A 16,293-nucleotide genomic window follows, 5' to 3' on the forward strand; every position below is an offset into this window, starting at 1 on the left:
CCTAGTGATCGACCCGGAGCGTGAAGTGGACGCCGTCGCGGGCGAGTTCGCCCAGCCACTGCTCGGACCGGGCCGCCGTCTCCGCCGCCCGGTTCAGACCTGCCGGGAGGGAGCCGTCCAGGATGTGACCGATGCCGAGGGCGAGGGTGCGGGAGACACAGCGGGCCATGGCGCTGTCCTGCTCGTCGCCCACCAGGTCGAGGAGGTAGCCGCCGGACCAGGTGCGGCCGTCGTGCGCGCGTACGTCGAGGGAGACGGCGAGGACGACCCGGTCGCGGTCGGCGTCCGTCGTCGGGTACCTGGCCGCCAGTTCCTGGGCCAGGGCGGCGATCCGGGTGTCGTCGCCGGTCCTCAGCTCCTCGAAGACCGGCTCCCAGGCGCGCAGCCAGCCGTCCAGCCGCAGGGTCCCGCGCACGAAGGTCCGCGGTGTCCAGGCGGCCGGCAGTCCGTACTGCTCGACGAAGGGGACGCTGTCGCGGTTGGGGTAGACCTCGAAGGTCTCGCCGTCCACGACATGGCGCCGGGTCGCCTCCCAGGGGCGGTCGGCGATGGTCGGGGTGCCGTTGTCGAGGTAACGGGCGGGCGAGCGCAAGGCGTTCAGGACTCCGGCGGGGGCCCAGCTGAAGCGGTACCTGAAGTCGTTCGGGACGGCGGGGACACCTCCGCAGTAGGAGGTGAGGGCGTACGACGCCGGTGTCGCGTCACCGATCACACCGCGGGCCCGGGCGACCAGGCTGTGCGCGAAGAGGTGGTCGATGCCCGGGTCGAGGCCCGCCTCTGTGAGGACGACGATCCCGGCCTTCTGCGCCTCCGGCACGTGTTCGAGGACGGCGTCGGACACATAGCTGGAGCAGGCGAAGTGGGCCTTTTCGCGTACGCAGGCGGCGAGGATCCCGGCGTGTTCGGGCGCGGGCAGCATCGACACGACGACGTCCCCCGGCGCCAGCGCGGCCGCGAGCGCGGACAGCGTGTAGGCGCGCGGCTCGGCCCGTCCGGTGAGCCCCAGTGCCGCGAGGGCCTCGGCGGCACGCTCCTCGGTGCGGTGCCACAGGCGGACCCGGTCGGCGGTGTCGCACAGCTCGGCCAGGCCGCTACCGGTGGAGAGCCCGGCGCCGATCCAGTGGACGGTGCCGGTCGCGGGAACCAGGTCAGACACGGCGGAACTCCCCTTCGTCGATGCCGAGTTCACGGCACGCCTGATGGAGCCGGTCCAGACAGCGCCCCCAGGGGCCGCCGACCCCGAACGCCGGCAGCAGGGGCAGCAGGGCCGCCGAGAAGTCGACGCTGGACTCCTCCGGGAGCAGGGACGGCAGGTTGTCGATGGCGATCAGGTCGAGCGGGGGCTCCTTGTGCAGCCGGCGGACGGGCTCGGCCCACTCGGTGACGCGGTCGTAGACCGGCAGGACGTTCAGGGGTGATCCCACGTCGCAGGTGACGTCGGAGAGGGTGCGCAACCGGCGGGTCGGGTCGTCCAGGTCCGCCTCACGGACGAAGGGCGGGACGGGAGTGGTGGCGAGGACGCAGTTCACGAGCAGGTCGTGGGCGAGCAGGGCGGGGCGGTCCAGGTTGCGGGTCTCCTCGAGGTCCCAGCAGGCCGGTTCGACCCCGGCGGCCCGGAGCGCGACGCGTGCGCCCCGGCCGCTGCGGCCCAGGGCCCCGATCACCAGCGCCCTGAACTCCTCGTCCCCGGCGACGGGCCGCAGGGCCTCCGTCAGCTCCTCCTGCGAGGTGGGTGTGAGGGGCGCGGACAGCCTGCCCCGGTGCTGGAGCACGGCCAGGGCCGCACCCAGGTAGCCGGCCCAGTAGCCGAAGGCGGCGAGCCTGCGGCCGTGGTCGTCGACCAGGTACTCCAGGTCGAGGAGCGCCCCTCCCCCGGCGGCGAACCGGCGCAGCAGTTCCGGGGCGCCCGGCTGCTCCTTGTAGGCGTGCCCGAAGAAGACGTGCCGGTGCGGCAGGGCGGCGGGCTCGTCGGGGAGTTCCTTCAGGCCTACGACCACGGCATCCAGCGGCGCCCGGGACGCCCACGAACCGGCGGGCGCGACTCCGCAGCCGGCCGCCTCGTACTCCTCGATCGGGAAGATCCGTTGCGGGGACTCCTCGACGGTCAGCGTCACCCCGCCGTCGACGAGCCGCCGGGCGTCGGACGGCACGACGGGCGTGCGTCGCTCGGTGGAACGGACCTCGTGGCGCAGCCACAGATGGAGCTCGGTCATACGCGGTTGGCCTCCGGGCGCGGGGCGTCGGCCGCGAACCGGCCGGCGCTGAGCGGGCTGATGTCCACGAAGGGTACGCGGCCGAGGTACAGGTCGCGGACGACCTCGCCGACGGCCGGTCCCTGGAGGAAACCGTGGCCGGAGAAGCCGGTCGCGTACAGGAAGCGGGACACCGAAGTGGCCTCGCCGATCAGGGCGTTGTGGTCCGGGGTGAGCTCGTACAGGCCGGCCCAGCCGCCGGTGCGGCGCAGGTCGAGGAGGGCGGGGGCGCGATGAGTCATGGCCTCGGCGAGGCGGGGGATCCAGCGGTCGTGGGTGGCGGTGTCGAAGCCGGGTGTCTCGTCGGGGTCGGACATGCCGAGGAGGAGGCCGGGGCCCTCGGCGTGGAAGTAGAGGCTGCTGGTGAAGTCGATGGTCATGGGGAGGTCGGGCGGCAGCCCCTCGACCGGTTCGGTGACCGCGATCTGGCGGCGCAGCGGCTCGACCGGCAGGTCCACGCCGACCATCGCGCCGACGGCCCGCGACCAGGCGCCGGCCGCGCAGATCACCGTGTCGGTGGCGATCCGGCCCCTGCTCGTCACGACGCCCGTGATGTCGTCGCCGCGCAGGTCGATGCCGGTGACCTGGGTGTGCCGCAGGATCGTCGCACCGTGGCGGCGGGCGTCGGCGGCGTAGCCGTACACGACGGACTCGGGGGTGCAGTGGCCGTCCTCGGGTGAGAAGGCGGCGGCGAGCAGGCCGTCGGTGGTGATGAGGGGGGACAGCCGGCGCGCCTCGGCCGGGTCGGTCATGCGGCTCGGGACGCCGAGGGAGTTCTGGAGGCGCACGCTCTCCTCGAAAGAGGTGACCTCCTCCGGGCTCGACAGGAGGAACAGATAGCCGACCCGGTGCAGCCCGATGTCCTGCCCCGTCTCCTCCTCGAAGCGGCCGAACGCCTCCAGGCTGCGCGCCCCGAGCCGGATGTTGAGCTCGTCGGAGAACTGCGCCCGCACCCCGCCCGCGGCCTTCGAGGTGGAGCCGGAGGCGAGGTCGTCGCGCTCGACGAGCACCACGTCCCGTACGCCCGCGCGCGCCAGGTGGCGGGCGATGCTCGTGCCCATGACTCCGCCGCCGATCACGACGACGTCGGCCGTGTCCGTGCTCACCGGCGCTCCCCCTTCGCCGCCTGCACCGCGTCCTGGATGCCGAGGCCGACGCTGTTGCAGTGGACGATGTCACCGGGGGCCGCCCGGGCCACGGCTCGTCCGGTCAGGACGTCGCCGAGCCCGACGAGATCGGTCAGCAGCCCTGTCCTGAGCGCGTCCACGACCGGCCCGGCGTGCTCCGCCGCGGTCACCGGGTCGTCCACGACGACGGCCGCGGATCGCCGTGGGCCGTCGGTGTCTCGGCGGGGTGGGCGCGGTCTCGCGGAGCCGGGCTCCACAGCCGTACGGATTTCAGGTCCCGCACCCGGGCGATCACCCGCACATGGGCCAGGGTCCGGGTGCGGGAGCCCAGCAATGCCAGGTCGATGCTGCCGGGCGTGGCGGCGCGTCGACGTGACCTGCGGTCCGGAGAGGAAGAGGACGTCGTCGGTCATTCCCTCTTCCTGTCCGGATTTCCCGCCCCGGAATCAGTCCGGTGATCAGGACAGGTGGGCCACCGCGTCCAGGTGGGGCAGGACGTGGTCCAGCCGCTCCCGCTTGGTGCGCAGATAGGTGATGTTGCTCTCGCACGGCGTGATGAGCAGCGGTACCGTCTCGGCGACCTTGATGCCGTGCCGCAGCAGCGCCTCACGCTTGCGCGGATTGTTGGACATCAGGCGGACCGAGTTCACGCCCAGGTCGTGGAATATCCCGGCGGCGACACCGTAGTCCCGGGAGTCGACCGGCAGACCGAGCGCGAGGTTGGCCTCGACGGTGTCCAGACCCTCCGCCTGGAGCGCCATCGCCCGCAGCTTGGCGAGCAGTCCGATGCCCCGGCCCTCGTGGCCCCGCAGGTAGACGACGATGCCGCTGCCCTCCTTGACCACGGCCCGCAGCGCGGCATCCAGCTGGTCGCCGCACTCGCAGTGCTGGGAGCCGAACGCGTCACCGGTCAGGCATTCCGAATGCAACCGGACGAGGACGTCGTCCGAGCCGATGTCACCGTAGACCAGGGCGACCTGTTCGTCACCGCGGTCGTGATCGAGGTATCCGACCGCCTGGAATTTCCCGTACACGGTGGGCAGCGGGGCATTCACCACGCGTTCCACGCCGGTGCGCTGTGGTGCCTTCTTGCCGAGGACGCCAACTTTATCTGTCATGATCTGTTTCCTAAGCAGAGACGAAAGGCCGTGAAAAGATGAGCGGTTCGGGAATACGGTCGGCGGCGTACGGTCTGGTGCCGACGGACACTACGGAAGACGTACGGACGCGGGGGGCGGGCGTCTCAACGCAGGTCGCCGTCCTTCCGGTCGGAAGCTTCGAACAACACGGTGCGTACCTTCCCCTGGCGACCGACACGCTCGTCGCCTGTGCCGTCGCGCGGGAGATCGCCGCGGCGTACCCGGTGCACCTCCTCCCCCCGGTGACGATCTCCTGCTCGCACGAGCACGCGGCCTGGCCGGGGACCGTCAGCATCTCCTCCGTCACCCTTCATGCGGTGGTACGGGACATCGCTGCCTCGCTGCGCCGCTCGGGCGTCGAGGCGCTGGTCGTGGTCAACGGACACGGCGGCAACTACGTGCTGGGCAATGTCGTCCAGGAGGCCTCCGCTCGCGGGGAGCGGATGGCGCTCTTCCCGGCAGCGGAGGACTGGGAGGCCGCCCGTCTGGAGGCCGGGGTGGTCACCTCGCTGCTCACCGACATGCACGCGGGGGAAATCGAGACCTCCATTCTTCTGCACACCGATCCGGAATGTGTCCGATCCGGTTACGAGACCTCCGATTTCGTCGCGGACGACCGTCGTCATCTCCTCACCCTCGGTATGTCCGGTTACACCGATTCCGGTGTCATCGGGCGCCCTTCACTGGGCTCGGCGGAAAAGGGCAAAGCCTTGCTGGAGAGCCTCGCGGCGTCCTTCGGTGCGTATTTCTCGACGCTCACCGGGGAGTAGCGGTTCGCCGGGCGCAGACCCTGGTACCAGCGGACGACCAGGACGACCGCGCCCGGCAGGCTCGCCACGAAGCTGAGGACGCCGTACACGACGGCGGTCGCGAGACCGGCGCCGGCGCCGAGGCCCATGGCGGCGAACGCCCAGGCGGTGACGCCCTCCCGGGGGCCGAACCCGCCGACGTTCAGGGGCAGTCCCATGGCGAGCAGCGCGAGCACGGCCAGGGGCAGCAGTTCGGCCACGGAGGCGTCGGAGCCCGCGATGCGGGCGGCGAGCACGAACATCCCGAGGTGGCCGGCGAGGACGACGGCCGAAGAGAGCGCGACGCCGGGCCAGTTGCGGCGGGACAGCAGTCCCTCGCGGGCCTCGGCGAGGGTCGCGCGCAGGAGCCGGCCACGGCGGGAGGAAGGGGTCCGGTTCATCCGCAGGGCCACGACGACGGCGAGGGCGCCCAGGGCGGCGAGGCCGACGGCGGGGGCGAGGTGGCGGGCCTCGCCCAGCACCGGGGACTCCATGGTGAGCAGCACGGCACCGCCGACGACCGCCAACGCGATCTGTCCGGCGACCCGTTCGAGGACGACCGCCCGTACACCGCGGCCCATGTCACCGGTGCTCTGCCCGTGCCGCACCGCGCGGTGCACATCGCCGAGGACACCGCCGGGCAGGGCCGCGTTCAGGAACAGGGCACGGTAGTAGTCGGCCACGGCCTCGCCGAGCGGCAGCCGGATGCGCAGCCCGCGGGCCACCAACTGCCAACGCCAGGCGCTGAACACGGTGGTCAGCACGCCGATCACGAGCGCCGCCAGCAGTGCTAGGCCGTCGATCCGGCGCAGCCCGTCCAGGAAGACGCCGGTGCCGAGGCGCCACAACAGGACCGCGAGGATGGTGACGCCCGCGACGGTGCCGATGTGGGTGCGCAGGGCGCGGGAGTTGAGGACTCCTCGCAGCGCGGAACGCCACCGGGGGGTCTGAGCGGTCCCGGGCCGTGCCGCGGTCACGATCACGCCGATCCGGTCCCGGGAGACGGCGGCGTCGGTCAGGTCCGCGACGGACTCTCCCGTTGCCTCCAGGATCCGGGCCCTGGCCACGAGCGCCTCGGCCCGCGCCGTGAGCACCTCGTCGCGCGTCTGGACGACTTCGGCCCGGAGCGTGAGGGCCCGTTGGGAGAGGGTGCCCGGCTCGGGCGTCTCCGCGGGTCGCCGGACGGGCAGCCGCGCCGTGCCGTGGCCGGTGCCCTGGCCAGTGCTGCGGACCGGGAGGCTCGCCCTGCTCCGGTCGGAGCTACGGACCGGGAGGGCCCTCCGCTCGCCCGCCCCGGCGTCGTCGCCGCGCGTCGAGTGGTCCTCCTCCCGGCGTCCGGTGCGCTCCGCACGCCGCCCGGTGTCCGGCCGCACCGTCTCCAGGCTCATGACGCTCCGCCCGTCGGCCGGCACAGCGCCAGCAGGTCGCTGTGGTGGACGACGACCTTCAACTCGCCCGCGCGGCAGGCCTCCAGGCGGTCCCGGAGGTAGCGCTCGGCGGGCTCCTTCAGCTCGGGGCGCTCCTCGACGGCCGCGCCGACCCAGCCGCGCAGCCACTGGGCGGTGAGCGCGGACTCGGCGGGTCCGAGGCGCCAGGCGCTCGGGTGCAGCCGTACCGTCGCGCCCCGTTCGGAGAACGCCTCGCAGGCGACGGTGACGGCGTCCGGGCCGAGCAGTCCGCCGCGCCGCTGGTGGGCGTTGAACGCGTCGGCGATCTCGTCGTCCAGCGGGTCGGACGGGGTGAGTTCGACGCGGCCCGCCACGGACAGGGTGAGCAGGGCCGGGCAGCCGGCGCCCGTGCAGGCCGTGGCGAGGGTCTCGATCTCCTCGCGGGTGAGGACGTCGAGGAGCGCGGAGGCCGTCACCAGGGAGGCACCTGCGAGGGCGTCCGGGGTGAGCAGGCCGACGTCGCCGCGGCGGGTCTCGACGGTGACCCGGCTGCCGTCGGCGGCGGAGCGCGGGGAGGCGACCGCCGCGAAGTGCAGGAGGTAGGGGTCCCGGTCGTGCAGGATCCAGTGCTGGGGGCCGTCCAGGCGGGGCGCCAGCCAGCGGCCCATCGAGCCGGTACCGCAGCCCAGGTCGTGGATGACGAGGCCGGCCTTGCCCGGTAGGTTCGCCAGGCGGATCCGCAGCGGGTCGATCAGATCGCCCGCCCGCGCGGCCGCATCGGGCCCCTCCCGAAGCTCGAGCCACTCGGGGGCATAACGCGGAGCGTCGTCGGGACCCGCGTCCCTGAGCCGTACGGTGGGACGCTCGCCGGGGTGGGTGCTGGGACCGGCCCCGGGGATGACCGATTCCGCGTCGGAAGGAACTCCGGGCCTCACCGACGCCACCTCTCGCGGCCCCGGCTGTGCCGGGATCTTCCCGCTCTGCTTGATCGCCGTCTTCCTCATGCCGCCCTCCTGGGCTCGCTCGGGAGTCGGCCGAGTACTCCGGCCAGGCTGCGGGCCGTGGTCGCCCAGCCGTCCAGGGCGGCCCGCCGGCCCCGGGCAGCCGCCTTCAGTCGGCGTCGTACGTCCGCCTCGCCGAACCAGCCGCGCAGTTCGGCGGCGAGGGCGGCGGGGTCCTCCGGCGGGACGAGGATGCCGGGCACGCCGCCGTCGGGGGCGCGGCCGACGGCCTCCGGCAGTCCGCCGACGTCGGTGGCCAGCACCGGGATGCCGCGCGCGAGGGCCTCGGTGACCGCCATGCCGTAGGTCTCGGCGTAGGAGGCGAGGACCATCAGGTCGGCGGCGGCGTAGCTGGCGTCGAGCTCGGCCCCGGCCTGCGGTCCCGCGAGATGCAGGCGGTCCTGGAGGCCGTACTTCTTGATGAGCATCCGCAGACTGGCGACGTACTCGGGATCCTGGGTGATCCCGCCGACGCACACGCAGCTCCACGGCAGGTCCTGCGCGCCGGCCAGTGCCTCGATCAGCCGGTGCTGTCCCTTGCGGGGGGTCACGGCGGCCACGCACAGCAGCCGTGAGACACCGTCGGTGCCGGAGGCGAGCGGGGCGATGTCGGCACCGGGGGTGGCGACGTGGACGCGCTCGGGGGCGAGGCCGTGGTGCGAGACGAGTCGCCGTACGGCCCAGTCGCTGGTGGCGATGACGGCGGGCACGGCCCGCAGCACCTCGCGCTCCTTGGCGTCCAGTTCGAGGGCGAGTCGCGGTTCGAGCCCGGTCTCGTCGCCGAGCGGCAGGTGGACGAGGACGGCGAGCCGCAGCCGCTCGGCCTCGGGGACGATGATCTCCGGGACCCCGCAGGCCACCAGTCCGTCGATCAGGACGACGGTGTCGTCGGGCAGGTCCCGCAGGGTGCGGGCGAGCTCGGTACGGGCCGGCGCTCCCGGCCGGGGCCAGCTGCCGGCCACCGCGTGCCGCTCGACCTGCCAGCCGAAGCCGGGCAGGTCCAGGCAGACCCGCCGGTCGTAGGCGTTGCCGCCGCTCGGCGCGGTCGAGTCGTCCACGCCACCGGGCATCACGAAGTGCACGGACCGCAGGGACATCGGGATGATCTCGGCCTTCTTGAGGGCGGAGTGCTGCACGGGTACGTAGTCCAGCGTGCCCGCCCGCCCGGTGGTCATGTCGGTCACAGGGCACGCTCGTAACTCGCCCAGGCGACATGCGACTCGTGCAGGCTGACGGTCAGGCCCGCGAGGCCCTTGGCGCCCTCGCCGAGAGCGCCCTTCTCGATGCGCTCGGCGAGCCGGTCGGCGATGACCTTCGCCAGGAACTCCGTCGAGGTGTTGACCCCGGCGAAGTCGGGTTCGTTGTCGAGGTTGCGGTAGTTCAACTCGCTGACGACGGCACCGAGTTCCTGGGTGGCCAGTCCGATGTCGACGACGATGTTGTCGTCGTCCAACTGTTCGCGCCGGAAGGTGGCGTCCACCAGGAACGTGGCTCCGTGCAGACGCTGCGCGGGGCCGAAGACCTCGCCGCGGAAGCTGTGGGCGATCATGATGTGATCGCGGACGGTGATGCTGAACAACGGACGACCCTCCAGGTGCGGCGCGTCTGGTCCCCCGGCTGATCCCTGCCGGGGGATACCGTTTAGTACGGCTCTTCGCGTCCCCTTGTTCAGCCGGCTCTCACTCTTTTCTCAGGTCAGGCGCTCTTGCCGTACCTCACGAGGTGACAGAGGGCCGGAATTTCCCCACGGGCCAGCTTCGGCATCACCTCGGGGAGTTCCTCGAACGCGCTTTCCCCCGTGATGAGGGCGTCGAGCGCCGGATCGGCAAGCAGCTTCAGCGCGAGGGCGAGCCGGTCGCCGAAGCTACGGTTGCCGCGCGCCGGGGACACGGTGCCGACCTGGCTGCTGCGGATGACGAGCCGCCGGGAGTGGAAGGCCTCGCCGAGCGGGAGGGCGACCTTGCGGTCGCCGTACCAGCTCAGTTCGAGGACCGTGCCCTCGGCGCTGAGGAGTTCCAGGGAGCGGGCCAGGCCCTGTTCGGTGGCGCTGGCGTGGACGACCAGGTCGCAGTCGCCGAGGGCGTCCGCGGGGGACGCGAAGCCGACACCGAGGGCCTCGGCGGTCTTGGCGCGGGCGGGGTCGGCGTCCACCAACTGGACCCGGACGCCGGGAAAGCGGGCCAGCAGCGCGGCGACCGAGCAGCCGACCATGCCGCCGCCGACCACCGCGATCCGGTCGCCGATCAGGGGGGCCGCGTCCCAGAGGGCGTTCACGGCGGTCTCGACCGTGCCGGCGAGGACGGCCCGTGCGGCGGGCACGTCGTCCGGTACGACCGTCACGGCGCTCGCGGGAACTACGTACCGCGTCTGATGCGGGTACAGACAGAAGACGGTCCTGCCCTTCACCGCGGCAGGGCCCTCCTCCACCACTCCGACGCTGAGGTAGCCGTACTTCACCGGTCCCGGGAAGTCGCCCTCCTGGAACGGTGCCCGCATGGTCGCGTACTGGCTCTCGGGCACCCCGCCGCGGAACACGAGTGTCTCCGTGCCCCTGCTGACTCCTGAGTACAGCGAGCGGACCAGCACCTCGTCCTCACGCGGGGCCGGAAGGGTGACCTCCCGTATCTCGCCCTCGCCCGGAGAGCGGAGCCAGAACGCGCGTGCGGCGGCCTTCATCGAGAACCTCCTGAACGATCGGGAACCCGGGCACGTACCTCGTCACGTACCGAGATGTGCACAGGCCGCGCACAGTACGCGGCCTTGATCGACTCTGTCATCTGGCCGGAGGAATGTGCGGTGGCCCTGAACAACACTTACGAAGCAAGGCTGGTCCAGCAGGAGACCGCTGTGGGAGCGGGTCTGCAGATCCTGTTGCTGGCCCTGCTCGGCACGGCGATAGGCATGGGGCCCGCGGGCTGGCTGACCGGCCTCGCCTTCGCCGTCGCCACCTGGGCCGTGCTCTCCAGGGCGTTGCACCGCACCCGGCCTCGCTCCTTCGGACCGGCCAACCGCGTGACCCTCGGCCGGGCGACCCTCGTCGGCGGAGTGACCGCGCTGGTCGCGGACTCCTTCCAGGACTCCCCGCCGGTGACGCTGTTCGTGGGCCTGACCGCGGTGGCCCTGATCCTCGACGGCGTCGACGGCAAGGTCGCCCGCGCCACGGGCACCTCGACCCCGCTGGGCGCGCGCTTCGACATGGAGGTCGACGCGTTCCTGATCCTGGTGCTCAGTGTGTACGTCTCGATGTCGCAGGGTCCGTGGGTCCTGCTGATCGGCGCCATGCGCTACGGCTTCGTCGCCGCGGCCCGTGTCTGGAACTGGCTGAACGCCCCCCTGCCGCCGAGCATGGCCCGCAAGACGGTGGCCGCACTCCAGGGGATCCTGCTGCTCGTGGCCGCGTCCGGGTACCTGCCGTACGCGGCGACCTTCGGGGTCGTGGCCGTCGCTCTGGGGACGCTGGTCTGGTCGTTCGGCCGGGACATCCTGTGGCTGTGGCGCACGCACCGGGCGGACCAGGCGGCGGTGGGCGAGTTGCTGGCGTTGGAGTTCGCGGCGGTGGAGCGGGAACGGGAGCCGGAGGCGGTGGCCTCCTGAAGCCCTGCCGGCTCGAAGGTCAGCTTTTGAGCGGCACCCGGTACACCATCGACTCCCGCTGCCGGAAGCCCTGCCGCTCGTACAGCCGGTTGGCCGCCGCCCGGTCCGGGCGGGAGGTCAGATCGACGGTACGGGCCCCGGCCTCCCGGGCGAGCCGGATGGCCTCCCTGATCAGCAGTCCGGCGATGCCCTGGCCGCGTGCCGCGTGATCGACGATCACGTCCTCGATACGGGCCCGCAGTCCCGCGGGCGCGGGGAACATGACCAGGGTGAGCGTGCCGACGACCGACCCCGCCGACGACCTGGCGATCAGCATGGTGTTGGTGTCACAGGCCAGGATGCGGTCGAGCGCCGCGAGGTCGAGCGCCTCGGCCGTCGAGGACAGCTGCGGCAGCATCCGCCCAAAGGCGTCGACAAGCTCCTGATCCGCGTCCCGGGCGATCTCCACCCGGATGTCCTGAGTCTCCATGGGGTGGACCCTATCGCCGAGAGCTCCTCGTGACGGCGGATCGAGCGGCCACGCCGACGGAGCCGTCCAGCGGGTTCGCGGCCAGGCGCGAGAGCGGTCCGCTGGGTTCCCGGCCGGGTTACCTGACCCGCAACGGTTTCCTGACCTGCGTACTGTCCCCGACGGGTCCTCGCCCCGCGCCAGGACCGGCACCCGCAGAACGGCGAGCCCGACCGCCTCGCCCCTGTCACAGGGTCCTACCGCCGCGGCCACAACCCGATCGCCGCGACCGAAACCGTGCCCGGCCGGTCCTCCCTCCGTGTCGGGGCCGACCCCGCGCAACGGCCGGCCCGACCAGAGCCAGAGCGCCTCGCCCCTGCCGCAGGGTCCTACCGCCGCGGCCACAACCCGATCGCCGCGACCGGTACCGCTGCCGGCACCAGCCACGGCACCGCGGTCGGCAGTCCGGCGGTCAGCAGTGAGCCGGTGACGGAGCTGCCGAGCAGGAAGCGCCCCGCCCACCACGAACAGCCCCTGCTGACTGAAGGTCCTCAGTCCCAGCACGAACCCGACCAGCCAGCCGGCCATGCCGACGGCCTGCCCCAGGTGCTCGGACAGAAAGGGCAGCACGGCGAAGAAGCCGATGTTGAAGGCGAGTTGGGTGACCATCAGCAGCCGTAGCAGCGGGGAAAGCTGGACTGTCCTCCGCAGATCGACCGGCGTGGACGTCATCCGGCCTCCTCCCGCGCGCGCCGTCGCGGCCACCGCACCCCGCCCGCCGCACTCACCGCCAGCGCGCCCAGCAGGGCGAGGGCGGCGGCGGGGGCGAGGACGGCCCAGGGCGCACGTTCGGCGTAGGGCTGGTTCTCGGCGAGGAGCAGGCCCCACTCCGGGGAGGGCGGCTGGGCGCCCAGGCCGAGGAAGCCGAGGGAGGCGAGGGCCAGGGCGACACCGGGCAGGCGCAGCAGGGCGTGTCGGGTGACGGGCGGCAGGATCGCGGGCAGCACTTCGTGTCGCAGGAGGTACCAGCGGCTCGCGCCCAGACCTCGGGTGGCCGTCAGATGCGGGGTGGCCTGTTCCTGGCGGAGCAGCGAGGAGGTGTGCGTGGCGAGCGCCGCCCAGGAGACGGTGGTCACGGCGATCGCGGGCGTGGCGGTGCCGCTCCCGGCGACGGCGGTCACGAGCAGCGCGGCGAGCACCGGCGGTACGGCGTTGACGGTGTCGACGAGCGGCCCGGACAGCCGGGGCAGCAGGCCGAGCAGGACGCCGACGACCAGTGCGGTGGCACTGATGACGAGGGCGACCAGCAGGGTGTCGAGGGCACCGTGACCGACCCGGGCGAGCAGGTCCCGGCCCAGCGCGTCGGTGCCGAACGGGTGCGCCCAGGAGGGGGATTGGAGTCGGCCGCCGGGGTCCAGGGCGAGCGGGTCGCGGAGCAGGCCGAGCGCGATGACGGCGATCAGGAGGCCGCCGTACACGAGAGGCAGGGCGCTGCGGTCGGACCGTCGCGGCCGGTGCAGGGAATTCAGGGCGCCGTCGCGCAGGGCCGGACCGGTCAGGCGGCGGACGGCGAGTGCCGCGAGGCCGGTGGCGGTGACGGCGAGGAGCAGGAGGGCGAGGGTGCCCGCCTGGAGTACGGGCAGGTCCTGTGCGAGGGCGGCCTGCAGGGTGGTGCGGCCGAGGCCCGGGATGTCGTAGATCTGCTCCACGGCGACGGAACCGGCCGTGAGGCCCACGACGAACAGGCCCAGGTTGGGCAGCAGGGCGGGGACACAGCGGCGGACCGCCTTGGCGGCAAGGCTTCGGCCCGGCAGGCCGCGGGCCTCCGCGGCCTGCGCCCAGGGTTCGGCGAAGGCACCGGGCAGCAGGTCGTCGAGGAGGCGCCCGAGCACGGCCCCGGCGGGCAGGCCGAGGGCGAGGGCGGGCAGGACCGTCCAGCGGGGTCCGTACCAGCCGAGGGCGGGCAGCCAGCCGAGTTGCACGCCGACGACGGTGGCCAGCACGGAGGCGGTGAGGAACTCGGGCAGTGCGGCAAGCATCGCCGAGGCGCTGCCCTGGGCCCGTCCCTCGTCGAGGCGTCGGTGCGCGCCGAGCCACAGCGTGCGGGCGCACACCAGGGCGGCGGTGGCGGCGGCGATCACGAGCGCCACCGTGACCAGTAGCAGGGTCGCCCCGAGAGCCTGGACGACGCTCGGGGTGACCTCCGTGCCGTTCAGCCAGGACCGGCCGGCGTCCCCGCGGGGCAGGCCGCCGAGCCATTGACCGAGCAGGTGCAAGGGGCCTTCTTCCAGGCCGAGTTGGGCCCGGATATCGGCCAGCACCCGCGGCGTCGGGTCGCGGTCCGCCGAGCGGGCCTTGAGCACGGTGAGCGCCGGGTCGGTGCGGGACAGCCAGGGCAGCAGGCCGATCCCGCAGACGAGGGCGGCCCCGAGCAGGACCCGCCACAGCAGGGTGGCCGTTCGGTGCCGCATGGATCAGCGTCGCGTTCCGGTGCCGACCAGCGTCCGCTCGTACGGGTCGAGGAGCACACCCCGCACGTCGGTGGCGACGCCGACGATGATCTCCTGGTGGGCCAGCGGGACCACGGCGTCGGTGCCGAGGATCGCCGCTTCGGCGCGCATGGCGGCGTCCTGGCGTTCACCGGTGTCGGCCACGGCGTCGGCCTCGGCGACCGCCCGGTCGGCCTTCTTGTCGCACAGGCGGGCGAGGTTGTAGCCGCCGGCGCAGGTGTAGTCGCTCGCGAGGACGCCGACGGGGTCGCCGGTGTCGACGAGGCTGTTGCGGGCGCCGATGAACGCGTCGAACTTCCCGTCGAGCGCGTCGCTTTCGAGACGTGAGTACTCGCGCACCTCCAGGGTGACCTTGAACCCGGCCTTCTGGAGCTGCTGTTGGAGGACCTGGGCGACCTCGGGGAGCTCGGGCCGGTTGTCGTAGGTGGCGAGGGTGACGGCGGTGCCGTTCGGCTTGGCGGCCCTCGCGCGTCCGGTGGGCTGTACGCGTTTGCCCTCGGCCCAGGTCACGGCCGGTCCGTAGAGGCCGGCGCCGGGATCGGCGTACCCCTCGAACACGCCCTTGACGACGGCGGAGCTGTCGACGGCCTCGCGGGCGGCGGCGCGCAGCTTCGGGTCCTTGAACGGGCCCGACCGGGTGTTGAGTTGCAGGCTCGTGGTGCGGGTGGTCGCGGTCCGCTCGAGGGTGGCCTGGTCGAGGGTGGCGGCCTGGGCGACGGGAATCGCCTCGGCGATGTCGACCTGGCCGGTGCGCACGGCGTTGGCGCGGGCGGTGCCGTCGGCGATGAAGCGGGCGTCGATGCCGGAGGCCTGGGCGCGGCCGCCCCAGTAGTCGTCGAAGCGGTCGAGGGCGGCGGAGGTGGAGCCGTTGACCTTGGTGAGCTCGAAGGGGCCGGTCGCGGTGCCGACCGGGTCGGCGCCGTCCTTGTATGCCTTCGGGGAGAGCACGCCGAGGCTGGGGCTGGACAGGCGCAGGGGCAGGACGGGGTCGGGGTTCGTGGTGGTGATCCGTACGGCGGTGCTCTGCGTCGTGACCGCGAGGGTGACGCCGGAGAGGGCGGCCGGGGCGGGCTTGGCCTCGGTGGCGTGGGTGAGTGCGGCGGCGACCGCGGCCGGGGTGACCTCGGAACCGTCCTGGAAGGTGGCCTCGCGCAGGGTGAACAGCCAGGTGCGGTCGTTCTCACGGCGCCAGGACTCGGCGAGCGCGGGAGCGGCGGCGCCGTTGGCGTCGAGGGCGGTCAGGCCCTCGGTGACACCGAGGCGGCTGAGGAGGGTGGCGTCGGCACCGTACGGCGAGAGGTTCTCGGCGGGCGGGAAGGCGAGGGCGACGCGGAGGCGGGAGCCGTCGCCTCCGGGGGCGCCGCCGTCGGAGCCTTCAGAACCCGCGGAGGCGAAACAGGCGGTGAGGACGGGGGCGAGCAGCAGGGAGCCAAGCAGGTGACGGCGTCGCATGGTTGTCCTATCGCCCCATCGGTATCTCGAAGTGGACGACGCCGCTCGCGCCGCCCGTGGTCTCGCGTTCGTCGTGGACGACCTTGCCGAGCGTGCGCCAGAAGGGTTCGGCGCCCGGGACCGCGGGGTCGGTGTGCAGATACACGGAGCGGTAGCCGCCGTCGGCGGTCGCGAAGGCGAGCAGCTCGTCGACCAGGCGGCGCGCGAGGCCGCGCCTGCGGTGCTCGGGGCGGACGTAGATCCGGCGCAGCTGGGCGGTCTCGCCGGAGGGGTAGCGCTCGGCCAGCTCGCGCGGGTTCGGCGGGTGGGCGGGGCCGCGGGAGTCGAGGGCGGCGGTGGCCACGACGGTCCCGTCCTGCGGGGCGAGGGCGACAAGGAGGGTGTGGCGGGCCGGGACGAGATAGGCGGCGGCCGGGTCGATGATGTCGCCGTGCCAGCGCGGCACGTACCCGGTTCCGAAGTCGCGGTAGACGGTGTCGAGCATCACGGCTCGCGCACCTCCGAGGTCGTCCGGGCACGCGGCCCTGATGCTGTAGTTATGCACTTGCACATCTTATGCATTAAGCCTTCCAGCTTGATCGCGGGGCGATTTGA

15 protein-coding genes and 2 pseudogenes are annotated in these 16,293 nt (G+C 72.9%); 2 read left to right on the forward strand and 15 right to left on the reverse strand.

Features of this window, described 5'->3' with window-relative positions; translation table 11 throughout:
* Window position 1: 1 nt before the first annotated feature.
* The 5 genes from OG841_RS08490 to ribA all read right to left on the reverse strand — a co-directional run bounded on the left by OG841_RS08490 (window position 2) and on the right by ribA (window position 4,497).
* Window positions 2–1,156 carry a saccharopine dehydrogenase family protein gene (locus OG841_RS08490; RefSeq protein ID WP_328641998.1) on the reverse strand — a complete coding sequence of 385 codons (1,155 nt, stop codon included), beginning with the start codon at window positions 1,154–1,156 and terminating at the stop codon, window positions 2–4.
* On the reverse strand, window positions 1,149–2,213 hold the full coding sequence (locus OG841_RS08495) for a saccharopine dehydrogenase (RefSeq protein ID WP_371564280.1): 1,065 nt from the start codon (window positions 2,211–2,213) through the stop codon (window positions 1,149–1,151). Before OG841_RS08495 ends, OG841_RS08490 begins: the two co-directional genes overlap by 8 nt.
* On the reverse strand, window positions 2,210–3,358 hold the full coding sequence (locus OG841_RS08500; RefSeq protein ID WP_328641996.1) for an NAD(P)/FAD-dependent oxidoreductase: 1,149 nt from the start codon (window positions 3,356–3,358) through the stop codon (window positions 2,210–2,212). Before OG841_RS08500 ends, OG841_RS08495 begins: the two co-directional genes overlap by 4 nt.
* Window positions 3,355–3,549 carry a hypothetical protein gene (locus OG841_RS08505; RefSeq protein WP_328641995.1) on the reverse strand — a complete coding sequence of 65 codons (195 nt, stop codon included), beginning with the start codon at window positions 3,547–3,549 and terminating at the stop codon, window positions 3,355–3,357. Before OG841_RS08505 ends, OG841_RS08500 begins: the two co-directional genes overlap by 4 nt.
* Window positions 3,550–3,837: 288 nt before the next feature.
* A complete protein-coding gene (gene ribA, locus OG841_RS08510) occupies window positions 3,838–4,497 on the reverse strand; it encodes a GTP cyclohydrolase II (RefSeq protein WP_057612671.1) in 660 nt (219 codons plus the stop codon).
* Window positions 4,498–4,535: 38 nt separating this feature from the next.
* On the opposite strand from ribA, the gene OG841_RS08515 reads away from it, so the two are divergent.
* Window positions 4,536–5,288 (forward strand): creatininase family protein, encoded by a 753-nt coding sequence (locus tag OG841_RS08515; RefSeq protein ID WP_371564284.1) that lies wholly within the window; start codon window positions 4,536–4,538, stop codon window positions 5,286–5,288.
* A 110-nt stretch (window positions 5,289–5,398) separates the two neighbouring features.
* On the opposite strand, the pseudogene OG841_RS08520 reads toward OG841_RS08515, so the two are convergent.
* From OG841_RS08520 to OG841_RS08540, 5 genes and pseudogenes are all read right to left on the reverse strand, one after another.
* Window positions 5,399–6,694 (reverse strand): annotated as a pseudogene (locus tag OG841_RS08520) (lysylphosphatidylglycerol synthase domain-containing protein); the annotation flags it as partial.
* A complete protein-coding gene (locus OG841_RS08525) occupies window positions 6,691–7,698 on the reverse strand; it encodes a class I SAM-dependent methyltransferase (protein ID WP_328641994.1) in 1,008 nt (335 codons plus the stop codon). The pseudogene OG841_RS08520 and the gene OG841_RS08525, both read right to left, overlap by 4 nt.
* The gene (locus tag OG841_RS08530) at window positions 7,695–8,870 is read right to left on the reverse strand and encodes a glycosyltransferase family 4 protein (RefSeq protein ID WP_371570619.1); all 1,176 of its coding nucleotides are present in this window, start codon (window positions 8,868–8,870) and stop codon (window positions 7,695–7,697) included. Before OG841_RS08530 ends, OG841_RS08525 begins: the two co-directional genes overlap by 4 nt.
* A gap of 5 nt (window positions 8,871–8,875) precedes the next feature.
* Entirely contained in the window at window positions 8,876–9,274 is a 399-nt protein-coding gene (locus OG841_RS08535) for a 6-pyruvoyl trahydropterin synthase family protein (protein WP_328641992.1), read from the reverse strand.
* Window positions 9,275–9,390: 116 nt separating this feature from the next.
* Complete coding sequence (locus OG841_RS08540) at window positions 9,391–10,371, reverse strand: zinc-dependent alcohol dehydrogenase (RefSeq protein WP_328641991.1); 981 nt, start codon at window positions 10,369–10,371, stop codon at window positions 9,391–9,393.
* A gap of 120 nt (window positions 10,372–10,491) precedes the next feature.
* On the opposite strand from OG841_RS08540, the gene OG841_RS08545 reads away from it, so the two are divergent.
* Window positions 10,492–11,289, forward strand: coding sequence for a CDP-alcohol phosphatidyltransferase family protein (locus tag OG841_RS08545; protein ID WP_371570622.1), 798 nt, complete (start codon window positions 10,492–10,494; stop codon window positions 11,287–11,289).
* A gap of 19 nt (window positions 11,290–11,308) precedes the next feature.
* Here the strand turns inward: OG841_RS08545 and OG841_RS08550 are convergent, their stop codons facing one another.
* From OG841_RS08550 to OG841_RS08570, 5 genes and pseudogenes are all read right to left on the reverse strand, one after another.
* Window positions 11,309–11,758: a GNAT family N-acetyltransferase gene (locus tag OG841_RS08550; RefSeq protein WP_328643706.1), complete on the reverse strand. Its 450-nt coding sequence runs from the start codon at window positions 11,756–11,758 to the stop codon at window positions 11,309–11,311.
* Between the two features lie 477 nt (window positions 11,759–12,235).
* A pseudogene (locus OG841_RS08555) lies at window positions 12,236–12,469 on the reverse strand (MFS transporter); the annotation flags it as partial.
* Window positions 12,466–14,208, reverse strand: coding sequence for an ABC transporter permease subunit (locus OG841_RS08560; RefSeq protein WP_371564287.1), 1,743 nt, complete (start codon window positions 14,206–14,208; stop codon window positions 12,466–12,468). The pseudogene OG841_RS08555 and the gene OG841_RS08560, both read right to left, overlap by 4 nt.
* Window positions 14,209–14,211: 3 nt before the next feature.
* Entirely contained in the window at window positions 14,212–15,699 is a 1,488-nt protein-coding gene (locus OG841_RS08565) for an ABC transporter substrate-binding protein (RefSeq protein ID WP_371564289.1), read from the reverse strand.
* 7 nt (window positions 15,700–15,706) lie between these two features.
* A complete protein-coding gene (locus OG841_RS08570) occupies window positions 15,707–16,243 on the reverse strand; it encodes a GNAT family N-acetyltransferase (protein WP_371564291.1) in 537 nt (178 codons plus the stop codon).
* Window positions 16,244–16,293: the final 50 nt, after the last annotated feature.

This window comes from Streptomyces canus (assembly GCF_041435015.1).
Taxonomy (GTDB): domain Bacteria; phylum Actinomycetota; class Actinomycetes; order Streptomycetales; family Streptomycetaceae; genus Streptomyces; species Streptomyces canus_G.